At 45.9% G+C, this 21,383-nt stretch carries 17 protein-coding genes; 11 read left to right on the top strand and 6 right to left on the bottom strand.

The genetic code is table 11. The features are described 5' to 3' along the window. Positions 1-169: 169 nt before the first annotated feature. Both ligD and ASG33_RS19805 read right to left on the bottom strand, forming a co-directional pair. A complete protein-coding gene (ligD, locus tag ASG33_RS19810) occupies positions 170-2,899 on the bottom strand; it encodes a DNA ligase D (RefSeq protein ID WP_056289445.1) in 2,730 nt (909 codons plus the stop codon). A gap of 28 nt (positions 2,900-2,927) precedes the next feature. Continuing rightward, positions 2,928-3,677 (bottom strand): DUF72 domain-containing protein, encoded by a 750-nt coding sequence (locus ASG33_RS19805; protein ID WP_056290529.1) that lies wholly within the window; start codon positions 3,675-3,677, stop codon positions 2,928-2,930. Positions 3,678-3,789: 112 nt separating this feature from the next. On the opposite strand from ASG33_RS19805, the gene ASG33_RS19800 reads away from it, so the two are divergent. From ASG33_RS19800 to ASG33_RS19760, 9 genes are all read left to right on the top strand, one after another. Continuing rightward, entirely contained in the window at positions 3,790-4,149 is a 360-nt protein-coding gene (locus ASG33_RS19800; protein ID WP_056289441.1) for a hypothetical protein, read from the top strand. A gap of 115 nt (positions 4,150-4,264) precedes the next feature. Then, the gene (locus ASG33_RS19795) at positions 4,265-5,665 is read left to right on the top strand and encodes an ATP-binding protein (protein ID WP_056289438.1); all 1,401 of its coding nucleotides are present in this window, start codon (positions 4,265-4,267) and stop codon (positions 5,663-5,665) included. A 33-nt stretch (positions 5,666-5,698) separates the two neighbouring features. After that, positions 5,699-7,360 carry an FAD-dependent oxidoreductase gene (locus tag ASG33_RS19790; protein ID WP_056289435.1) on the top strand — a complete coding sequence of 554 codons (1,662 nt, stop codon included), beginning with the start codon at positions 5,699-5,701 and terminating at the stop codon, positions 7,358-7,360. After that, positions 7,360-7,629: a UBP-type zinc finger domain-containing protein gene (locus ASG33_RS19785; RefSeq protein WP_056289432.1), complete on the top strand. Its 270-nt coding sequence runs from the start codon at positions 7,360-7,362 to the stop codon at positions 7,627-7,629. The genes ASG33_RS19790 and ASG33_RS19785 overlap by 1 nt, the downstream gene beginning before the upstream one ends. Before the next feature lie 34 nt (positions 7,630-7,663). Next, on the top strand, positions 7,664-8,575 hold the full coding sequence (locus ASG33_RS19780) for an AraC family transcriptional regulator (RefSeq protein WP_056289429.1): 912 nt from the start codon (positions 7,664-7,666) through the stop codon (positions 8,573-8,575). An 84-nt stretch (positions 8,576-8,659) separates the two neighbouring features. Then, a complete protein-coding gene (locus ASG33_RS19775; RefSeq protein WP_056289426.1) occupies positions 8,660-9,424 on the top strand; it encodes an SDR family NAD(P)-dependent oxidoreductase in 765 nt (254 codons plus the stop codon). A 173-nt stretch (positions 9,425-9,597) separates the two neighbouring features. Further along, positions 9,598-14,391, top strand: a complete 4,794-nt coding sequence (locus tag ASG33_RS19770; protein WP_056289422.1) for a T9SS type A sorting domain-containing protein — start codon at positions 9,598-9,600, stop codon at positions 14,389-14,391. Positions 14,392-14,544: 153 nt separating this feature from the next. Beyond that, complete coding sequence (locus tag ASG33_RS19765; protein WP_056289418.1) at positions 14,545-14,970, top strand: response regulator; 426 nt, start codon at positions 14,545-14,547, stop codon at positions 14,968-14,970. A 25-nt stretch (positions 14,971-14,995) separates the two neighbouring features. Beyond that, positions 14,996-16,333, top strand: a complete 1,338-nt coding sequence (locus tag ASG33_RS19760; RefSeq protein ID WP_056289415.1) for a sigma-54 dependent transcriptional regulator — start codon at positions 14,996-14,998, stop codon at positions 16,331-16,333. Here the strand turns inward: ASG33_RS19760 and ASG33_RS19755 are convergent. The 3 genes from ASG33_RS19755 to ASG33_RS19745 form a co-directional block, all read right to left on the bottom strand. Continuing rightward, positions 16,330-16,740, bottom strand: a complete 411-nt coding sequence (locus ASG33_RS19755) for a PIN domain-containing protein (protein WP_056289413.1) — start codon at positions 16,738-16,740, stop codon at positions 16,330-16,332. The genes ASG33_RS19760 and ASG33_RS19755 overlap by 4 nt on opposite strands. Then, positions 16,730-16,960, bottom strand: a complete 231-nt coding sequence (locus ASG33_RS19750; RefSeq protein ID WP_056289410.1) for a hypothetical protein — start codon at positions 16,958-16,960, stop codon at positions 16,730-16,732. The genes ASG33_RS19755 and ASG33_RS19750 overlap by 11 nt, the downstream gene beginning before the upstream one ends. 140 nt (positions 16,961-17,100) lie before the next feature. Then, positions 17,101-19,047, bottom strand: coding sequence for a CocE/NonD family hydrolase (locus ASG33_RS19745; RefSeq protein ID WP_229238751.1), 1,947 nt, complete (start codon positions 19,045-19,047; stop codon positions 17,101-17,103). Between the two features lie 138 nt (positions 19,048-19,185). On the opposite strand from ASG33_RS19745, the gene ASG33_RS19740 reads away from it, so the two are divergent. Together ASG33_RS19740 and ASG33_RS19735 are read left to right on the top strand one after the other, a co-directional pair. After that, on the top strand, positions 19,186-19,671 hold the full coding sequence (locus tag ASG33_RS19740) for a response regulator transcription factor (protein ID WP_082489331.1): 486 nt from the start codon (positions 19,186-19,188) through the stop codon (positions 19,669-19,671). A gap of 121 nt (positions 19,672-19,792) precedes the next feature. Then, on the top strand, positions 19,793-20,326 hold the full coding sequence (locus ASG33_RS19735; RefSeq protein WP_056289407.1) for a DUF4199 domain-containing protein: 534 nt from the start codon (positions 19,793-19,795) through the stop codon (positions 20,324-20,326). A 35-nt stretch (positions 20,327-20,361) separates the two neighbouring features. Here the strand turns inward: ASG33_RS19735 and ASG33_RS19730 are convergent, their stop codons facing one another. Next, the gene (locus ASG33_RS19730; protein WP_056289405.1) at positions 20,362-21,366 is read right to left on the bottom strand and encodes a T9SS type A sorting domain-containing protein; all 1,005 of its coding nucleotides are present in this window, start codon (positions 21,364-21,366) and stop codon (positions 20,362-20,364) included. Between the last annotated feature and the right edge of the window lie 17 nt (positions 21,367-21,383).

The raw sequence follows: 21,383 nt of genomic DNA, 5'->3' as shown, positions 1-21,383 counted from the left end.
TAAAAGTAAGTGTGTGTATAGGTTTAAATCATAGTGTGTGTGTTACCCACTTCATTAAGCTGTCACAAACAAAATAGTTGAGACACTTCTTTACAAAGTTTGTTGAGTAACAGGCAAGATCCAGTTAACCATCGGTTTTGGCAAAGCAAAATTTATTGCACAGTTCCCGCTAATTAAGCTCACCAGCCGTTTCTATCTTCGAGATCACTGCTTCCAGGTCTATCCCTTTTCCTAAAACAGGCTTGAACAAATCACCTTCACTGCGGGCTCTTTCCACTGCATTCTTAATTGTAAAATCACGCAGTTGTAATCCTTCTTTTACCACATCCCAATGCAGCGGCATGGATACCGTCGCACCTGGCTTCGGCCTCACTGAGTACGGCGCCGCCAATGTAGCCTTCGGCCTGTTTTGCAGGTAATCAATGTACAATTTGCCTTTCCTGTTTTTGGTCATCCGCTCAATGCTCGTGAATTTCGGCAGTTCCTGCTGAACCTGGCTCGCTACCCATTGTGCAAACATCTGGCATTGATCGTAGTTGTATTTTGCGGCCAGGGGAATGTAAATGTGCAGTCCGGTGGAGCCGGAAGTCTTGCAATAACTCTCGACCTGAATGGAATCAAGAAACTGTTTGATGGTTTGGGCAGTCAGAATAACTTGTTCAAAAGTGTTGGTAGTATCAGGGTCAAGATCGAGCAGGCACCAGTCGGGGTTGTCCGGTGCAGCAGTGGTACTGTTCCAGGGATTCACATCAATGCATCCCAGATTAACTGTATAAAGCAAAGCAGCCTCATTGTTACATAGCATAAAATTCTTCTTTTCACCTTCTGATTCATAGGGGAAAGTCTCGATCCAGTCAGGTACTTTGCCGGTCACATCTTTCTGGTAAAAGCTTTTCCCATTGATCCCGTTCGGAAAGCGGTTCAGCGAAAGCGGGCGGTTTTCAAGGTATGGGATGATGAATGGCGCAATCTGGTAGTAGTAATTGATCAAGTCGCGTTTTGTAAACTTTTCCTCAGGCCAGAAAACCTTGCCGAGGTTCGAGAACTTGATCTCCTGCCCGTTGACCTTCCTTACCTGTGTTTCATCCTTCGGGTTTAAAAGTGATTTTCGTCCCGCTTTTGCAGGCGCTTTGATCACCTCAGGCGCGTCTGGCTCTTTCTGTTCGGGTTTTTCTTTTTCTGCAACAATTGCCTCAGTAGGTTGCTGCACTTCTCTCACCACATCTTTGGCGGCTTTGTCTTCCCGCATTCCCTCAAAAGAAGGATGTCTGAACACGCCGTCCGAAGTGATTTCCGCAAAGCTCACTTCACAAACAAGCTCAGGTTTAAGCCAGGTTGCATCTGCTTTCGGTGGGTTAGGGCGGAAACGCGATGGTTTGTTATAGTCTGGTGTTTGTTCAAAAGGGCTTTCTTTGATGATCAGCGGTTTGAACAACGCGAGCATTTCGCGCTGCTGCTTGTCTTTGAAGCCAGTCCCCACTTTGCCCACATATTGCAAAACGCCATTCTCGTAAGCTCCCAGCAGCAGCGAGCTGAAAGGTTTGGATGTACCTACATTCTGCGTATACCCGGCCACGATCACTTCCTGCCTCTTGTTGATCTTTATTTTTAGCCAATCCTTCGTTCTCACTCCCGGAATGTAGGTGCTGTCCGATCTTTTGGCAATAATACCTTCCAATCCCATTCCTTTGGCTGCCTCGAAGAATGCAGCTCCCTCAGCTGCAATGCTGTAACCCAGCTTGGCAGGACTATCGTCGTCTATTATGTTTTGTAAAATGGCTTTTCTATCCGAAAGCGGCAGTCCGGTAAGATCCTTGCCGTCAAGCCAGAGAATATCAAAAACATAGTATACCAACTGCCCGTCGGCTTCGCTGCGCCAGTTTTGCAGCGCATTGAAATCCGACTGCCCATTTTCTTTGATCACCACAATTTCCCCATCAAGTACCGCATTCAGCTTCCACGATTTGAGTGCATCGTAAACAGGATAGAATTTCTCATTGAAGGACTTTTTATTCCTCGATTTGATCTCGACTTCTCCTTTATTAAGGTAAGCCACTGCGCGGTATCCGTCCCATTTAACTTCGTATTCCCAGCCGGGATCGTCAAAAGGCTCGTCCACAAGTGTCGCGAGCATGGGGATCAGTGTTTCAGGAAATGGTGCTTTTGGAGCTTTTTTTAAGATGTCCGTTGTTTTTTTTTTAGCCACAGTTTTAGAAGGTCCGTCTGCCTGTTCTTCAAGCGCCTCATTGGCACCGGCCGTGCTTTTAGCCGGCTTGGCGCTCTTTTTCTTTTTGTCTTCCTCAGGCTCTCCGTACACTGCGTGATCCGGATTTTCTTCTATTCCTTTCAGTGTTTTTCGTGAAATCACTGAGCGGTCTTTTTTTGTTATATCTTCTTCACTGGCAAATTTGTCGCGGTGCTTGATCAGCAGCCACGAATTTTCTTCCATGTGGGTTTTGACCAATGCAAATTCACCATTCAGCTTTTTGCCCTTTAACCTGATTTTCAAAGAGCCAGAGTTCAGTTCTTTCAGGAGCATTTTCTCCATATCTTTTTTAGACTCCGCTTTTTCAAGAGGCTCATACGTACCAAAGTCCCAGACCATCACGGTACCTGCGCCGTAATTTCCTTCCGGGATAATCCCTTCAAAGTCCTTGTAATCGTAAGGGTGATCCTCAACCATCATCGCCAGTCGCTTCACCGAGGGATCAGTGGAGGGGCCTTTTGGTACCGCCCAGCTTTTCAATACCCCGTCCATTTCCAGTCTGAAATCGTAATGCAGGCGGGAAGCGTCATGTTTCTGGATCACAAAAATGAGTTCGTCCGACTTCGCCTTGCCGCCCTTTGGTTCGGGCGTTTCGTCAAACTTCCGTTTCTCATTGTACTTTGATAAGCTCATGATTATTCAGGTTTTTAGGTTAAAGCATTCAGGAAAGTTCATTCACGCAGCTTTGAAGCATTGCGGCATTTCTCAGCGCGTGACCGTTGACATCATTGTTGAAAAATGCCCAAATATTGTGCCCCTTATTTTTCCATTCCACCAGCTTTTCTGCATAGTCACGGATCATCTGCTCAGGGTAGGAGGAGCTGTATAGTTGGCGCGGACCGTGAAAGCGGATGAAAACATCTTTGGCGGTCAGCTCTTCATAATAAGGGTACCTGTCGGATTGCGCGATAACAAGGGTGATCTTGTGCCTGCGCATCAGACGTATACTTTCCTCCGAAAACCAGGATTCGTGCCGCACTTCCATCGCAAACCGATAGTCGCTGTATTCTTGCGAAAGTAGTTCGTACAAATGGGTAACTACCTCTTCATCAAACCTGACGGCAGCAGGAAGCTGGATCAGGATTGGTCCGAGATGTGTTTTGAATGGTTCGAAAATCTGGAAAAAGCGCTGCAAAGGCTCCTCGGGATCATGCAGCTTTTTAAGGTGACTGAGGTACCTGCTCATTTTCGGGCAAAACAGAAAACCTTCCGGAACGGTATCGATCCACTTCTTAACCGTGCTTTTCAGGGGTAGTCTGTAAAAGCTGCTGTTCAGCTCGGAAACACGAAAATGTGTGGCATAAAAGGAGAGGTAATCTCCCGGTTTTACTTCCGGGGGATAAAAGATGTTCGCCCAGTGCTTATAGCTCCAACCGGACGTGCCAATGTGAATGTTAGTTTCGTACTGCATCTTTCTCACGTTCAACACCGCAGCTATTTCAATAATCATACCGCTGTCTCACACATAGCAGGAATAATTTTTGCGTTTGAATGCTGCAAGGTATACTTATAAAAACTGAATTATGAGCGTGATAGACATTCTTGGAGAACAGGAAGAAACATTGGGAACTGCTGACGATTTGAGAGAAGAAATTGTTCTGGAATCGTTACAACCCGAACTTTCCGGCAGTCTGGTGAAGATCGAGTTTGAAACTTCCATTGGTTTATGCAGGGGCTATTATCATGTGAGCGAACTGGGCCACGAGGAGATCAACCTTGAAGAAGAATCACTTAGCCTGCTACAAAAGCTTTTTCCTGGCTGTAATGGCGCATTTGTACATCAGAATAACCGCGACTGGGTAGAGTTGAGTATTGTTGAGGTCATGCAGGGAATTCCGGAATATAAAATATATAACCGCATTGTGACGCCAGGTGCAGCCTAAGGCTGGGCCGACTGATTTTACCGGTCTTTTCAGCAGGTTCAACCTGATATTTTTCTGTCAAATCCTGATTAATATCGTAATTAGGGTTTGATAAATACCACAACGCTTCCCATTTATGAAAAATATCAGTGTTCAGGACTTGAAGGCTATCCCTGTCTTCGCCGATGTTCCTGAGGATCAGCTGCAATGGATGATTGATAAGAGCAATCATTACGAGTTGCAGGAGGGTGAATTTCTTGGCAAACCGGAGGAGCCGCTTAATGGTACGCACATTCTCTTTTCGGGCCGGGTTGAGCTTTACCGCATTCAAAACAACTCCAAGCATACAATTTCAGAATTGCTCCCAGGTACTGTGACTGGCATTCTGCCGTTTTCCCGCGGCAAGGTAGGTGTTGCATTTGCACAATGCCTTGAAGCGACCCAAATCATGACATTTCCGAAGGAGCTGCTGCACGAGCTTATTGTCAATAATTATGAGCTTACCCAGGCGCTGGTAGTGGTTATGACTTCCCGCGTTCGCGAGTTTACAGAGCTTGAACAGCAGAATGAAAAAATGATGGCTTTGGGGAAATTGTCGGCAGGACTGGCGCACGAACTGAACAATCCTGCGGCGGCTATTGTGCGGGGATCGGTCTCATTGAAGAAACATTTACTGATGCAGCCCGGCGATTTCAAAAAACTGATCTCGATTCATTTGTCTCCCGAGGAAGTGGATGTGATCAATAATAAAATGACCGCCATTCTGGGGAATACCAACCGGCCTGTACTCAGTATGATGAAAAGATCGGAAAAGGAAGATGAAATACTTGACTGGCTCGATGACAATAACATTGCCGGCTGCGAGGACATTGCTGATAATCTGGTGGAGTTTGGAATCAGTGAAGAAGATCTGGAAGATTTGAAAAGCAAGATCAACAAAGACGATCTTTCGCCGATTTTGCTTTGGATCAACAACAGTCTGACCACAGAAAGAATGGTAGCTGATATCCAGGAAGCCTCCAAGCGCATTGCTGATCTGGTAGGATCAGTGAAAACCTTCACACACATGGACAGGGGTGGAGAGCGTGAGATTGTGGACATTCATACCGGTATCCGGAATACGATCACAATGCTCAACTACAAGCTGAAAAAAGGCAATATCAAGGTAATTGAAGACTTCAACACTGATTTGCCGAAGATTAAAGCAATGGTGGGCGAGCTAAACCAGGTATGGACCAACCTCATTGACAATGCAATTGACGCACTGGAAGGGCAGCCTGAGCCTGAGCTGCGCATTGTAACCACACTGGATAAGGAGTTTGTGAAAGTGGGTATCTGCGATAATGGACCGGGAATATCCAAAGAGATCCGTTCCAAGATATTCGACCCGTTTTTCACTACCAAGTCCGTTGGAAAAGGAACAGGACTGGGATTGGACGTGGTCATGCGCATTGTGAAGCAGCATCACGGGTCAGTAACCCTGCATTCGGAGCCAGGGAAAACCGAGTTTCTGGTTTGTTTCCCGATTAATGGATAAATTAGTTTCTGCATTTATAAACAACATTTCACTATGGGTTTGCCCATTATATTTTCAATTGACGACGATCCTCAGGTTTTAAGGGCTATCAGCCGCGATCTCAAATCCCATTACCGGGATAAATACAAGGTACTCAGCACTACATCGGTGGCCGAAGCAATGGAAAGCTTGCTCGAACTGCAGAACAAGGGAGAAGAAATCGCAATCTTTATTTCGGACCAGCGTATGCCGGAAATGCAGGGGGTCGACTTTCTTGAAAAAGCCAAAGTACTTTTTCCATTTGCCAAAAAAGTATTGTTGACTGCTTATTCCGATACCGAAGCCGCGATTAAGGCGATTAATGATGTGCAGCTGGATTATTACCTGATGAAACCCTGGGATCCGCCAGAGGAAAAGCTTTATCCGGCATTGGACGAGCTGCTGAGAGACTGGCAGGCCAACTACCGTCCCGATTTCAAAGGCATTAAAGTGTTAGGTTACCAATTCTCACCTAAATCTCACGAGCTCAAAGACTTCCTGGCCGGAAACCTGGTGCCTTATACCTGGCTTGATGCTGAGTCCAACGAACTTGGAAAGCAGATCAGGACCACCAACAACCTTTGTCCAGTTGATTTTCCGGCTATCATATTTGAAGACGGGAGTCTTCTGAAAACACCGTCGCTCATTGAAGTAGCCGAGCGGATCGGTTTGAATGCAAAAACCAAGCAGCAGATTTACGATGTGATCATCATTGGTGCAGGTCCTGCGGGTCTTGCCGCTTCGGTGTATGGAGCGTCGGAAGGTTTAAGTACTTTATTGATCGAGCGAAAAGCACCTGGCGGACAGGCAGGTACAAGTTCACGTATTGAAAATTACCTGGGCTTTCCGATGGGTCTCAGCGGAGCGGAACTTACCCGCCGCGCGGTGACACAAGCGACACGTTTTGGTACCGAAATGCTTTCTCCGCAATCAGTAAAGGAGATTAAGCTGAAAGATAAATACAAGACGATTGTACTTGGCGACGACAGCGAGATCAATGCGAAGGCGGTTGTCATTACAACTGGTGTGGACTACAGAAAGCTGGAAACCCAGGGAATTGAGGAGTTTACAGGAAAAGGGATTTACTACGGAGCGGCGAGTACAGAGGCTACTTCCTGCGGCAATAAGGATGTATATGTACTGGGTGGCGGCAATTCTGCGGGCCAGGCGGCGATGTATTTATCCAAATTTGCGAGAAATGTCTTCATTATTGTCCGCAAAAATGATCTTACCTCTTCCATGTCTTCCTACCTGATCGACCAGATCAGGGGGACGGAAAACATCAGTGTACTGGGCTGTACGGAAATTGTCGAAGCTGCGGGAAGTGACCGGCTTGAATCACTGAAACTGGTAGATCTGAACTCAAATGAGCAGCGGACGGTACCTGCGGATGCACTTTTTATCTTCATTGGCGCGCGGCCGTACACGGATTGGGTAGGTCTTGAAATTATTAAAAACAGCAAAGGCTTCATCGAAACAGGCCGGGAAATGAAGGGATATAGCAATTTCAAGCAGATATGGAAGGCAGACCGCGACCCGTACCTGCTCGAAACCAGCTCACCGGGAATATTTGCAGCGGGCGACGTACGTGCCGGCGCGATGAACCGGGTTACCTCGGCAGTAGGTGAAGGATCAATGTCAATCAGTTTTGTTCATCAATATTTAAGTGAGGTATAATGGACCAGGTTTGTAAGCATATCAGTGAAATAACGGAGTTGAAAACGCCGCGTGAGCACGTTTGTGAAGAGTGCGTGAAAGTGGACGGGCGGTGGCTGCATTTGCGCACCTGCCAGACTTGCGGCGTGACGCTTTGCTGCGACAGCTCACCTGCTACACATATGACAAAGCACTTCAATGAGACGGGCCACCCGGTAGTAATCTCCGCGGAGCCAGGCGAAAACTGGCTGTGGTGTTACGAAGACGAAGCATTTGTAAGATATACCTGAGATCAGGAAGATTTGATTTTCGTAAGTTTGAGGTATGCAGAAAGCCACAACGATCGAAGTATTCTACAATGAAACTTCGCAACTTATTCCGACGCAGATTCAGAAAGAGATCGGGCACTTCAATGTGTTCCGGACGGAAGACTTATACCGTGGCGGAAAGCACCAGCAAATGCCTTACAATCGGCGTGCTTACTATAAAATCAGTTTGATCCTCGGCAAGAACCGGGCGGAGTACGCGGACAAGGTGATTGATATTGAGAGTAATGCATTACTGTTTGCCACACCTCAGATACCCTATAACTACATCCCGCTTGACGATCAGCAAGCGGGTATGTTTTGCATTTTTTCCGAGGATTTTCTGACGCAGGACAACAGCGGAATCAGATTAAAAGAACTTCCTGTTTTTAAACCTGGTGGCAACCCGATCTTTTTCCTCACCGAGCCTCAGATTGAGGAAGTAAACCTGATCTTCTCCAAGATATTCCGGGAGATGAATTCGGATTATACCTATAAATACGATTTGCTGCGAAACTATGTAATCGAGCTGATTCATTTTGGTCAGAAGTTACAGCCTGCTTCCACGCTTTTTACTGAAACCAATGCCTACAAGCGGGTTTCTTCCTTGTTTATGGAGTTGTTGGAAAGGCAATTTCCCATTGAGCCGCCCCATCAGAAACTCACATTCCGCTCGGCGAAAGACTTCGCTGATCAGCTGTCGATCCACGTTAATTATCTCAATAAGGTATTAAAAGAGATTACCGGAAAAACGACCACCGAGTTGATTACGGAGCGCATCATCAGGGAATCAAAGATATTGTTAAAACACACAGACTGGAATGTGTCTGAAATCGCATACAGCCTGGGTTTCGAGGAGACTTCGCATTTCAATAACCTTTTCAAGAAACATACAACCCTGAACCCGCGTGCATTTCGAAGTAGCATTTGAATTTCGTAAGTTTTGATTTGATCGCAGCAAATTTCCTGTCTGGTACACTTTTACTTTTGTTCATCAATTAAAACAAAACAAAAGATGAAATCAGATAGCAAAATAGCACTTGTCACCGGCGCCGGCCGTGGTCTTGGAAAAAACATGGCATTATCACTTGCGGCAAAAGGAAATGATGTGATCGTTATTTACAACAGTAGCGAAAAGGAGGCACTGGATGTAGTTTCGGAAATCGAAGGATTGGGTCAACAGGCAGTAGCACTGCAATTGAATACTGCAGATACCCAAACTTTCGACGGGTTTTTCGAAAACTTATCACGCGTATTAAATGAGAAATGGGGACGCAGTACTTTCGATTTCCTGATCAATAATGCAGGTATCGACAGGTATTCTCCATTTGCGAAGACCTCTGAGCAGGACTTTGACGATTTGATGAATGTTCATTTCAAAGGGGTTTACTTCCTGACACAAAAGGCGCTCCCATTTATTGCAGATCAGGGGCGCATCGTCAATCTATCCACGGGACTGGCCCGCTTTACCAATCCAGGCTACGCCGCTTACGCATCTATGAAGGGCGCTGTGGAAGTGTTGACGAGGTATCTAGCGAAAGAACTCGGCGCACGCGGCATTACGGCCAATACAGTAGCTCCGGGCATCATTCACACCGATTTTACGAAACGCGCCTTTGAGTCGCACCCGGGCCTGGAGGATCACATGAACAGTATCACTGCGCTTGGCAGGGTTGGTCAGCCTGATGATATCGGTGGGGTAGTAGCCTTCCTTTGTTCGGACGAGTCGCGCTGGGTAAATGGACAACGTATAGAAGTATCTGGCGGAATGAACTTGTAAGGTTCGCTAAGTTCTTTCCGTTTTCAATAGTTACATTTCGATCGTGCTACAAACTACTACCAGGCCTCGATCCGGTGAATAACCAGGTTGAGGCCGTTTGTACGTTGCTAAAATCAAAGTGTTGGAAGCGGGGGTATTATGGCTGAGTTTTTCAGCTTAATATATCCCCATCTATGAACAGAATTTTACGATTCCCTCCCTGGCAGGCGTGCGCTGTGCCGGTTACCCTAATCCGGCTTTTCTTGTTTTTGGTGCTCTCAATTTCGGGAATAAGCACGGTCTATGCGCAGGACGAATCGGTCAAGCCGCCTTCTTACCCGAAAGTGAACTATGACCCATTGCAGCCACCACCACCGAACAAATTTGGGGTGCTTTATAATTCAACGAACTACTGGGTGCAAGTACCTACCCAGTACTATGGCATGCAGGGTGTCTGGCTGACAGCCTATTTGCCGTACATTGAAAACGAATATGATCCCACTCAGCCTGCAGTACCCTTTGGTAATTACTACACTACCGGCCTGGCTCTTCGTTCACCACGGGATCCGGCAAAGGAACTCTGGGCACCCATTGAAATCACAGGTATTGAAGATGGCGATACAGAAACTGCCATTGAGTACCCTTTTGCTTCCATTTTGAATTCCGGCGCGCCACCAGCGGTTTATAATGGATCGTTAGGTTTGTTATCGAATCTCAATGAGGAAGGTAATCCGATAACGCCCAACCCCATTCTGTCCACTTACGGAACCAGCGCATTGCATATTGCACAGCGTTTTACAAAATTCACGCACACCTTCCTGGGGCATGATGGGATTGATAAAGAGGGCTATTGGCCTATTGAGATCGTACTTCGAAAGAGCTCCTTACCGGATATTATTGGTGAGAGAGTCACTTTTAATACTGAAACTCTGAATGGCATATCGCTGGTATCGAGGTCTGATCTGGCATATTTGTTGTCAAACGAGCTTGCTATTGCGCATTTACCTGGTGAATTGAATAAGGCTAGCGAAGCATTCTATCTCACGGGTGTGTTAAGTCAGGTGCTGAGTCTGGCATTTGTTAACTGGGAAGACCCCCAAAGGAAATTTACGAATCCCAACTGGGCACCGGACAAGGAAGATGTATTTCCCGCAGGCTACCCGGTGTCCGTGCCTTTTGATAATCCGAAGCAACATGATCTACCCAGTACTTATAAAGGAACATTCTGGGTAGATGGTCTTGACCCAATGGGTCGCAACTCTGCCGTGGGCAAGTACCTTTTTTATTTGCTCAACACTGCTAGAACCGGGTATCCTGATGATGATATTTCCAAGGGCTTGTTCGTCACAGAGCCCCTCATTCCCGGAGACAAACACGCAACTTACGAGCTGGCACTGAAACTCTTCTATGATGCGCTGGTTCCTGGATTGAATGCAAATACCACTTATTCAGACTTCAGGGTATTACTACTTAAAGCCGCAGTATTGAACGGGCATCCGGTAGGCTCGCCGGTTTACAAGAGGATCATGACAGCATGTTACGCGGTTGGGATAGGCAAGAGGCCTTACACCAGCAATGCGGATTGCGCGGTTACCAAAGAGGCTGAAAGCTGGTTTAATGGCCCGGTAACATTCAGTGCAAAAGAGGTAACATTAACAGAAGATCCAAATAGCGCACGCGCGGTTTTGTTGGTTGATTGTTCCACCGGCGGCCTTATTGAAACGGTCGAATACGACCCGCTAGCTCCTGATGGTCAGTCCTCTTTCATAAACTTAAATCCGCAGCAAAGTCAGCTTTACGGCAAGGATCAAAATCTGTTGAAATCGAAGGTAGGCGTGAGTGTTCATGCTTATTCAAGTAAAGCAAAAAGTTGGTTCATGACTAAATTCCAGCACTTAGGAATGGACGGAACTGGGAAGGTTGGTTTGACTAATACAGTTGGTGACCCTTCGGGCGACATCTCGGAATTATGGCATTATGGGAATTATGCTTATCTGTTTTATCCATATAAACCTTCGTCCGCGTGTAGAGACGAAATATTCAGGACTTATGCTCTCTCATTACAGTTATGCAGAGACTTTCCGGTTGCAATGGATGTAGAGAGGGATTTGGATGCGAGAACAATCATGTCAGGCCTTGCTAATATTTTCGCTTTGGAAATCAAGAAAGATGAGGAGCGCGAAAAGCAAAATCCTGATGCCGAAAGTATATGGACGCTCTTTGAGGAAATATCACCTTCTACGCCCATGACCGACTTTTCTCAGCCAAAGCTTTACGATCAGCCGACTGTTTATCATGGAGCGAACTGGAGTAATACCAGCCCCAAACATAATGCAGGCTTTCTTCAATTCTTCTACTACTTACTTGTGCACGGAACAGAAGGCCCTACTGGATACACAAATGACGAGCCCGGTAGTTTAACCTACTTCGTTAATAAAATGCCCAGAGAACTTGCATTGCGTGTGCTCTGGGCTGCATCACGGGCTGTTTCGTACAATGCAGGCGTCGAAGAGTTCCGCCAGGCAACTATGACTGCATTGCACGCCTATCCTCAATACGGTCCCAAATCAAAGGAGCACATTACGCTCTTTGATGCTTGGGCAACGGTTCTGGAATTGCCGGATTATGCGTCAACCTTGGCACATTCGCCGGAAGATGATGCAGTGGCATACCCTTGGCCGGTAAAAGTTGGTGTTGAATCAGAGTATCCGTTGTACGAGAGCTACCGGCTTTTTGAGGTAAGCGAAAGTGCCACGTTTAGTGAGAGTGAAGCACCTGTCTACAGATTTGTGAGCAACCAGGCGCCCGAGTTAATGACCAGTATGACTTACGGGTTAATTAATTTGGAGCCAGGGCACAGATACTTCGTTCGTTCACATTTGGCCGACGGACCGGGAGCGCGGGAACACTGTGCTGGAACAAATGATCCAAAGTTTTGTGAGTCACTGCTCAACAAGAAAAAATGGACTTTAACTTATCCTTTTGCCACAGACCATATCCCGGCAGTTACAGTATCGCAGCCATTACAGGCAGCCATCGTCCCAGCATGGAGTACGCTGTTCACCTTTGGAAGTACGCCTGGGGCTGCTGGTTATGACATCCATGTGCTGGATGATATAAGTCCCGTCTCCGGGCATCTCATTCCCGTAGATGAACCTTACGATGAAGACAAGCTTGTTATAAATACGGAACTCGCACTTTCGAAACAGAAAAGTTATACTTATAAAGTAGCTGCGAAACAAAAGCTTGGCTCCGAATGGGCAGTTCACGTTTTACCAAATGGAATGATTGTCAATTTTACAGATGAGGAGAAGAATAACTTCCCGACAATTTATGGAGAATGGAGTAATTCGATTTGGTTTAAGACAGATCTGCCGACAATCCCGTTGTATTCCCCAGCTAACTATGCCGAAGTTCCGCTATTTGGTGAGGATATCCGTTTGATGGCTGGTAAACTCAGTCCTAACAGTGCGGACTACTATCAATTGTATGTAAAAGATCCGCTATACCAATCTCTTGCACAGGACACGTCAGCCACCTTCACTGATTTTACGCTTCACATCCCAGACTTATTGGAGCTCAATAATGACAAAGAGTATAAATGGGCCATTATCCCAAAGAAGAATCCAATCGCTCCTTTTATTTTATATGAGGAAGAGGGGGCAGTATCCGAGTGGTTCCACTTTACTACCAAGGCCGAACTTGCGCCCAAGCCGGATCTTGATCCGCTTACGTGTGTAAATGCAGGACAGGGGGTACAGATATCCTGGAAGCCAATTGCGGGCGTAAAAGCTTACCAGTATAGCATTTTCGATCCATTATTTCAGAAATTTATTGTTATGGATAGAGTTGAGGGAGATACAAAATCTCCTGTGATAAGCAATGCTTCAGTTTATCCAGGCCCATACCTTCGCAGTGTCCGCGGAGCTATCAAGAATTCCGATGGTGTATGGTTGCTTGGACCTGCAGCATCAGCGTTTTACTTTATTCTTCCACCCAGCCCGTCAAACCTTATTCCTAACAATGTCAATGGAGTGCAGCTGGGAGCCAATAACTCTGTTCAACTTACGTGGACAATGCCGCCAGGGGTTACTAATGTGCGTTTATTTGCAAAAGTAGAGGGTGGCTCAACACTGGTTGACACCGAAGTATCTGGAAGTACTTTTACCCTAGAAAACTTATCTTTTGATAAGGATATAAGTTGGTTCGTTTCTTCGATAGGTTCAGATAAATCATGCGAGACGAAAGAGGTTAGCGCAGTGTTTCATACCGAAGGAGAACCAATTGTCCCCGAGCTCAACTTCAATTTTAGTCTCTTATGCTTCGATAGCTTCGGCTTACCAGGACCTGTCGCCGATTACAACCTTGTAATCCGCGATCCGAATGGAGATGTAGTATTCAGTAAAATGGGCTTAAAGTCGCACTTTTCTAATCCGAAAGGAGTACTCCCCCTGGCAAATGGTATTTATAATGTAGACGCAGTAATTACCAAAGCTGATCCGATTTATCTAAAAACGTCCGAAATGGAGGGGGCTGTCGCCATTCAAACACAGCTGTGGGATAAAGGTGCTGCTAATCAGGAGTTGGACTCAGATGCACAAGGTCATTTTTTTGAGCCAGTCACAAACCTTCAATTTCACTTCTTATTTGAAGTTGATCTAACAGATAATACCCTTCATCACCGTTCAAATGCAGGGCAGGCAACTAAAAAAGCTTTGCGGATCTATGGTTTTGAAGTCAAATACCCTGAAATTGAAATGACGGTCTTCCCTAACCCAGCCAGCAATGATGTGGAGCTTATGCCTGGGGTTTACAAGAAGGGGCAGCAACACCCACTGCAGATATACGACCAGCACGGCAGGGCTGTCCTTGACGTCAATTGGGAGGGAGAGAAGCTTGATATCTCCAAGCTAATTGATGGTACATATGTTGTTAGGGTAAGACGCGGTGAGTTAATGTTCACCCAAAAGCTTATCATCAAAAAATAGCTAATGCTGAATTTTAGCTTTTCTTAAGAAAACCAAGCTGCTCTCTTATAAGCAGCTTGGTTTCTAAAAGCATTGCGTGGTGGAAATGTCGGATTGGTATTGGATTGAATAATTGCGATATTTGCCGACATCAATAGCCTTAAAATATCCGGCATGTCAGTAAGAGGACCGATCATTTCTATCGAAGACGACGTTGACGATCAGTTTCTGATCCAAAGCGTAATCGAAGAATTGAACCTTCCCAATAAGCTTATTTTTTTTGGGAATGGGCTGGAAGCGCTTCTATATCTTGAAACAACCCAAGAACAACCATTCATCATCATTTGCGATATCAACATGCCGGTAATGAACGGACTTGAACTAAGAAATCGCATTGATGAAAATGAATTTTTGCGAAGAAAGTCAATTCCATTCGTTTTCCTTAGTACTGCCGACAATCCCCTGGTGATTGAAGCAGCCTACGATTCCACCATACAAGGCTTCTTCAAAAAAGAGGATAGTTTCACAGATCTTAAAAACCGCCTCAAGATCATTTACGATTACTGGCAGTGCTGCCTTCACCCTAACAAACACGCTTGAGTAAGTCCGCTAAGCTCTGTTTAACATGAAGAAAATACTCATCATTGATGATGAAGAAAAGTTAAGAGGGCTGATCGCACGGATCGTCACATTGGAAGGATTCGAAGTTTTAGAAGCAGGTGATTTGAAGTCAGGATTGAAGCGGCTCGATCAGTCCGACATTGATATCTTACTTTGCGACGTAAAGCTGCCGGACGGGAACGGTGTGGATTTTATAACAACTGTCAAGGATAAATATCCACTCATCGAGGTAGTCTTGTTGACGGCATACGGAAATATTCCAGATGGTGTGCAGGCTATTAAGAATGGTGCATTCGATTACATAACCAAAGGCGACGACAACAACAAAATTATTCCTCTTGTTCACCGCGCTATTGAAAAGGCAGAGCTGAACAGGCGGGTGTATCAGCTGGAAAAGCAGGTGGGCGAGAAATACTCGTTCGACTCTATCATAGGGAAGTCTGAAAACCTGCTGCAAAGCATCGCCTTAGCCAGAAAAGTAGCTCCGACTGACACGACTGTCTTGCTCTTAGGAGAAACGGGTACGGGTAAGGAGGTTTTTGCGCAATCTATTCATCAGGCAAGCAGTCGGTCTAAAAAGCCTTTTGTGGCTGTCAATTGCTCAGCTTTTGGGAAGGAACTTCTTGAAAGCGAGATGTTTGGCTATAAGGCTGGCGCTTTTACAAGTGCGGTACGTGATAAGAAAGGGTTATTTGAAGAAGCACATAACGGTACTATTTTCCTTGATGAAATTGGTGAGCTAGCGTTGGAACTGCAAGCAAAATTGCTCCGCGTACTTGAATCTCATGAATTTATCAAGATAGGAGATACGCAGCCGACCAAAGTAAATGTGCGCGTAATCGCGGCAACCAACCGCGACCTCAATAAAGAAATTGAATCGGGTAATTTCAGGAGTGATTTATATTACAGATTGTCAGTTTTTCAGGTCAACATTCCAGCGCTGAGAGATCGAAAAGGTGACATAGAAGCGCTGGCGAAGGGTTTTGCAAGTATTTATGCGTTGAAAGCAAATAAGAAAATAACTTCGCTGTCTGCGGATTTTATAGCTGCCTTGCAAAGAAACCGCTGGACAGGCAATATCCGTGAGCTGAAAAATATCATCGAACGCAGCGTCATCCTCACAGACGAACCTGTCTTGGGGACAGAAACACTTCCAGCGGATTTGCTGCAAGAACGTACCGGAAGCTCCAAAAATCTATCTGCCTTTTCACTTGCAAGCGCGGAGAAGCTGCATGTACAAAAAGTCCTGAATTATACAAAAGGCAACAAAGCAGAAGCTGCGCGCCTTTTAGAAATTGGCATTGCGACCTTGTACCGGAAGATTGAAGAGTATAAACTTTAACTTCCTAAAAAAGGATTGATAATGGTCAGTTTGTTTTCGATTACCAGGCCGTTCTGCATATCTTCTGAATAGAGTATAGTGCAATCTGCTTCCAATGCTGAGGCAATGATCTTGGCGTCAAAAGGTTGCAGCATGTATCTGTCAAAAAGGTATAATGCTAGGCTGACCACATGCTCGGTTTCAGATTGCATAAAAGTACTTGAAACAAGCTCATTCACGAACCTGAAAGATTTTTCCCGATCTAATCTGAGTTTCCGGAGACAAACATTAAAGCATTCAAAAACCACTTGCGGACTGATAAACGGCAATTCGAAGATAATCGAGGAGGCAATCTGTTTTTTAGGGCTATCGGGCAAGTCTAGCAGATATAAGGCAATGTTGCTGTCAATAAAGATTTTATCTCTCATTGGCTTCATCCCTGTTAAATCTATAATGGCTCAGATCCACCTGAATGCTATCGAAAAATCGCATTGCTTTTCGCGCGGCGTCCTTTTTAGCAGCATAAAGCTCATCTGTATTGCTGTCGAGCTCAAAGGCAATTACTTCAATGCCTTTATGCAAATATTCATCTGGCAGCCTTACCATGAGGTCTTCTGAATGCTCGGCTACAAATACTTTCCTATACATAATGTCAGCGTAGATTCTAATTTAAATATAACAATAACAATCATCAAACACACATTCTTCCTACGTCTGGTCGACAATCGTGACTTGGGACTCGCCTAGGAATCTAGGAAACCCATTCCCAGCAAAAACGATCCCAATCATCACTCCAAAACCCTCACACCGACGTACGAAGAGCTGCTTCCAGAAAGATAGATCCGGTGATTCGCTTTCTTGAAATCTTTCTCGGAAGCTTTGTAAATGTTGACGAACTGCTGCGGATTGCGGTCGACTAAGGGGAACCAGGAACTCTGTACCTGTACCATTATTTTGTGACCTTTTCTAAAACAATGGGCGGCGTCCTGCATATCGAATTTCACATGTTCGATTTTGCCAGGCACGAGCGGCTCCGGTTTCGAAAAGCTGTTCCGGAATTTGGAACGCATTACCTCTCCACGAACCAGCAACTGAAATCCGCCCATTTTCATGTTCGGATTGACCGGACTGTCATTGGGTGCATCGCCCGGGTACACATCGATCAGCTTGACCACGAAGTCGGCATCTGTACCTGTTGATGAAATGAAAAGATCAGCAAAAACATTGCCGGAGATGGTCACATCCTGTTCAAGCGGAGCAGATTCATAAACCAGCACATCGGGCCGGGTAGCCGCAAAACGCTGGTCTTCATACATAAAATCCGACCCGCGGATAATACGGATTTCGGAAGTATAAGGCACCGGCTTATCAGGATCGCTCGTGTATTCGTGAAAGGCAGGTTTTGCGCCTGCTTGCATCGTTGTCATCGTGGGGGTAAATGACAAAGTCCCGTCGGGGTGGAAGTACAGCTTTTTTTCAACGGTATTTTTCGGAGGCCACTGATCGTACTTTTTCCACTGGTTTGATCCCGTTTCAAAAATGTATGCTTTCGGTAATGCAGGATCAGGCTGGTCTTTGAGGAAGTGATTAAAGTAGGGTAACTCGATTTCCTTCTGATAAAATTCACTTGTACGTGCACCGAAACGAATATCGCCCAGCGACTCACCGGTACCCCGCGCCCAGCCACCGTGAATCCAGGGTCCCATTACCAACAGGTTAGGTGATTTGGGTTTGTTATTTTCAATCCCCTGGTATGTTTTCAACGGACCGTAAAGATCTTCCTGATCAAACCAACCACCTACAACCATCACTGCGGGTTTGATATTCTTTAAATGCGGCACCGGCGTGCGCGCTTTCCAGAAATCATTGTAGGTTTCATTTTCCATCATCTGATTCCAAATGCGGTTCTGGTTTTTGAAGATCTTTTCGTTCACATTTTTCAGCGGACCCAGTTTCTTGTAGAACTCGTAAGAATCCGGTGTTCCATAAGCACTGAAAGCAGGAGTGCCTTTCGGAGTGGGGGCCGGCCGCGGCGCTCCATAGGAAGAAAGGAATGCAAATGTGCCCATCAGGAAAAAAGCGCCGTTGTGATGGCGGTCGTCACCCATAAACCAATCGGTCACGGGGGCTTGTGGCGATGCTACTTTCAATGCAGGATGTGCGTCGACGGCGGTCATCGTCGCGTAATACCCCGGCGCCGAGATACCCCAGCTGCCCACTTTTCCATTATGATATTCGATATTCTTGGTCAGCCAGTCGATCGTATCGAAAGTGTCGGAGCTTTCGTCGATGTCAGTTTTTGATTTCTTGTTTGGTATAAATGGGCGGTAGGCTTCAAAGTCACCTTCCGACATATACTTGCCACGTACGTCCTGGTAGACGATAATATATCCGTCGCGCGCAAAATGCATGCTCGGGCCGATCGTCAGCTTGTAAAGTTCTTCACCATAAGGCGCCACGCTATAAGGTGTGCGATTAAGCAGGATCGGATATTTTTTCCCGGCAGAAATGTCTTTCGGGACGTAAATTGAAGTAAATAGTCTTACTCCGTCACGCATGGGTACCATCCGCTCCATTTTCGTATAATGTTCGCGGATATAAAGTGAATCCTGCGACACCGAACTCTGGCCAGAAACTGCCTGTGCTGCGATGCTAAGAACAAAAACGATAAAGCAGGTGACACGGCGGAGGGGCGAGCCCGGTAACCAGTTCAACAGGGTAGAAGCGTTTTTCAAAATCAGGAGTGTAAAGGTTGGTTAGCCAATTTAGCAATATTTGGCAAAACAGAGCAGCGATCCGGTTTTTGCTTGAAGAAAGAAGTAGCGCAAGCGTCTCAATTACTTTATGTTCTGATTTGATAATACACTTATTACGTGATACTAACGTCAACGCGCTCCTTTGTCCGCCGGCACAGCCAGGCTATCCTCTACGGTATTGTACTTGCTCTGCTGCTTTTCCTGTTGAAGTGGCTGGAACTGCGGTTTTTAATCATTCATCACCTTATTGAAATTTACATAGGGGGAGTTGCGCTCCTTTTTACCGGACTAGGGATCTGGCTGGCGATTAAACTCACGAATCCGAAAGTGCGTACCGTTGTCATTGAAAAGGAAGTTTTTGTAAAACCGACCGAAACCTTCGCGCTCAATGAACCGGAGGTGCTTCGCCTTGGCCTTAGTAAGCGGGAGTTAGAAGTGTTGGCAAAAATTGCCGAAGGTTCAAGTAACCAGCAGATCGCCGATCAGCTTTTTGTTTCAGTCAACACAATCAAGACACATTCATCCAGCCTTTTTGACAAACTCGAAGCAAGGAGCCGCATTCAGGCTGTGGAAAAGGCGAGGAGACTAAGATTGATTCCATAATACTGGCTAGTACTTTGGGATGATATGACTTGCGCTTTGCATCAAATCACCCGAAAGTATGAGAGGGAAATGCGTTGATTAGGGCAGTTTTGCAGCATCACCAGTTCTTAATTTTTTTGATATGAAAAGAATTATCCTCATCTGTGGCCTGATCTCCGGCGCTATCGTCTCCACCTTTATGGTCGCCAGCACGGCGGCTTGTTACGAAAACGGGAACTTTGAAGGGAGTATCCTCGTCGGCTATGCTTCCATGCTCCTGGCATTTTCGCTCATTTTTGTGGGTGTCAAAAATTACCGCGACAAGTACAGCAATGGTACTGTCACATTCGGCAAAGCATTTAAGATCGGCTTGTTGATTACATTAGTAGCATCGACCGTCTATGCATTAGTCTGGCTGGTAGACTACTACTACTTTGTCCCCGATTTTATGGACAAGTACGCAGACTTCACGATACGGCAAAGCGAGCAAGAAGGTGCAACCGCGGCCGAACTCCAGCAGGAAATCGCCAAGATGAATGAGTACAAGGAGATGTACAAAAATCCCTTCGTAATTCTCTTAATGACCTACGCCGAGATCCTGCCAGTCGGGCTGATCGTGTCATTGCTCTGCGCATTGATCTTAAAAAGAAAAGGTCACGCAACCGAAGCTGCCTGACCTTTGTATCTGCTGAAATCTGAATTTACACGGAGCTACATTTTTACAACTTGCTGGGTTCTGATCCCACCATCCTGTCGGGTAACTTTAATGTAATAAGTCCCGACAGGGTATTTTCTAAAATCATATTCACGCGAACCGGGATCGCTTCCGGCTTTGCTGTTATTCATTGGAATGACATTTCCCTGTTTGGTAACTAACTCCACGGATTTAACTTCGTTCCAGTCATCAGCCTGAATGAGCAGCTTTTCGGTGAGCGGATTGGGATAAAAACTCACCATCATATTGCTTTCGAAGTCGAGTACCACAATTTTGCTATGCGTGTAAGTACCGTCAAAATCCACCATTTTGAGCCGGTACAGGTTTTGTCCGTTAGCTGGGGAGTTGTCCGTGAAGGTGTAGGTACGTTCCGCTTTACTGTCACCGGCAGCCTGCACCTTTCCTATCGCATTCCAGATTTTACCTTCTGCGCTCCTTTGCACTTCGAAGTAGTCACTATTGATTTCGTCTGATGTGCTCCACGCGAGCTGCGCTTGTTCGCCTTCTTTCAATGCCTTAAAGCTGACAAGTGTTACAGGCAAAACGCTGTTTGCATTGGTTGCAGTAATGCGTAGGAAGCTGTTGTTAAAACCTGTGAAATTCTTTGACACAAAGTGAATAGTTTTGTCGACAGTGCTTCCGGTAGTAGTAACATACTTCTCATCCGGATTGAAATAGGCAATCTGCAGATCATCTTCCGTGTTTCCGTTGAGGTTACCAGTCAGGTAAGTCAGTCCAACCAAACCAGAGAAACTGGTGGGTTCATTAAATGTATGAACCTGCTGGATGCTTGCAGTAGGTTCACCAACGATTGCGTCCGGAGACCTCGTAAGTACCTTATTGCTCCACACCGTATTGTTAAACGTCGGCCGCAGTACAAGACCATGAATAGAAACCGTCGTATTCGCTCCGATGAAGAATTGGTTGCCGGAGGAGAACTGGGCATTGGCGAGATCAGTAAGGGCCAGAAACGTAAATAGAAACATCCAGTTGAATTTCATAATAAAGATGTTGGTTT

It is taken from the genome of Dyadobacter sp. Leaf189 (genome assembly GCF_001424405.1).
Classification (GTDB): Bacteria; Bacteroidota; Bacteroidia; order Cytophagales; family Spirosomataceae; genus Dyadobacter.
Note: the sequence above shows the minus strand (reverse complement) of the source record. Positions and strands in the feature narration are given on the sequence as shown.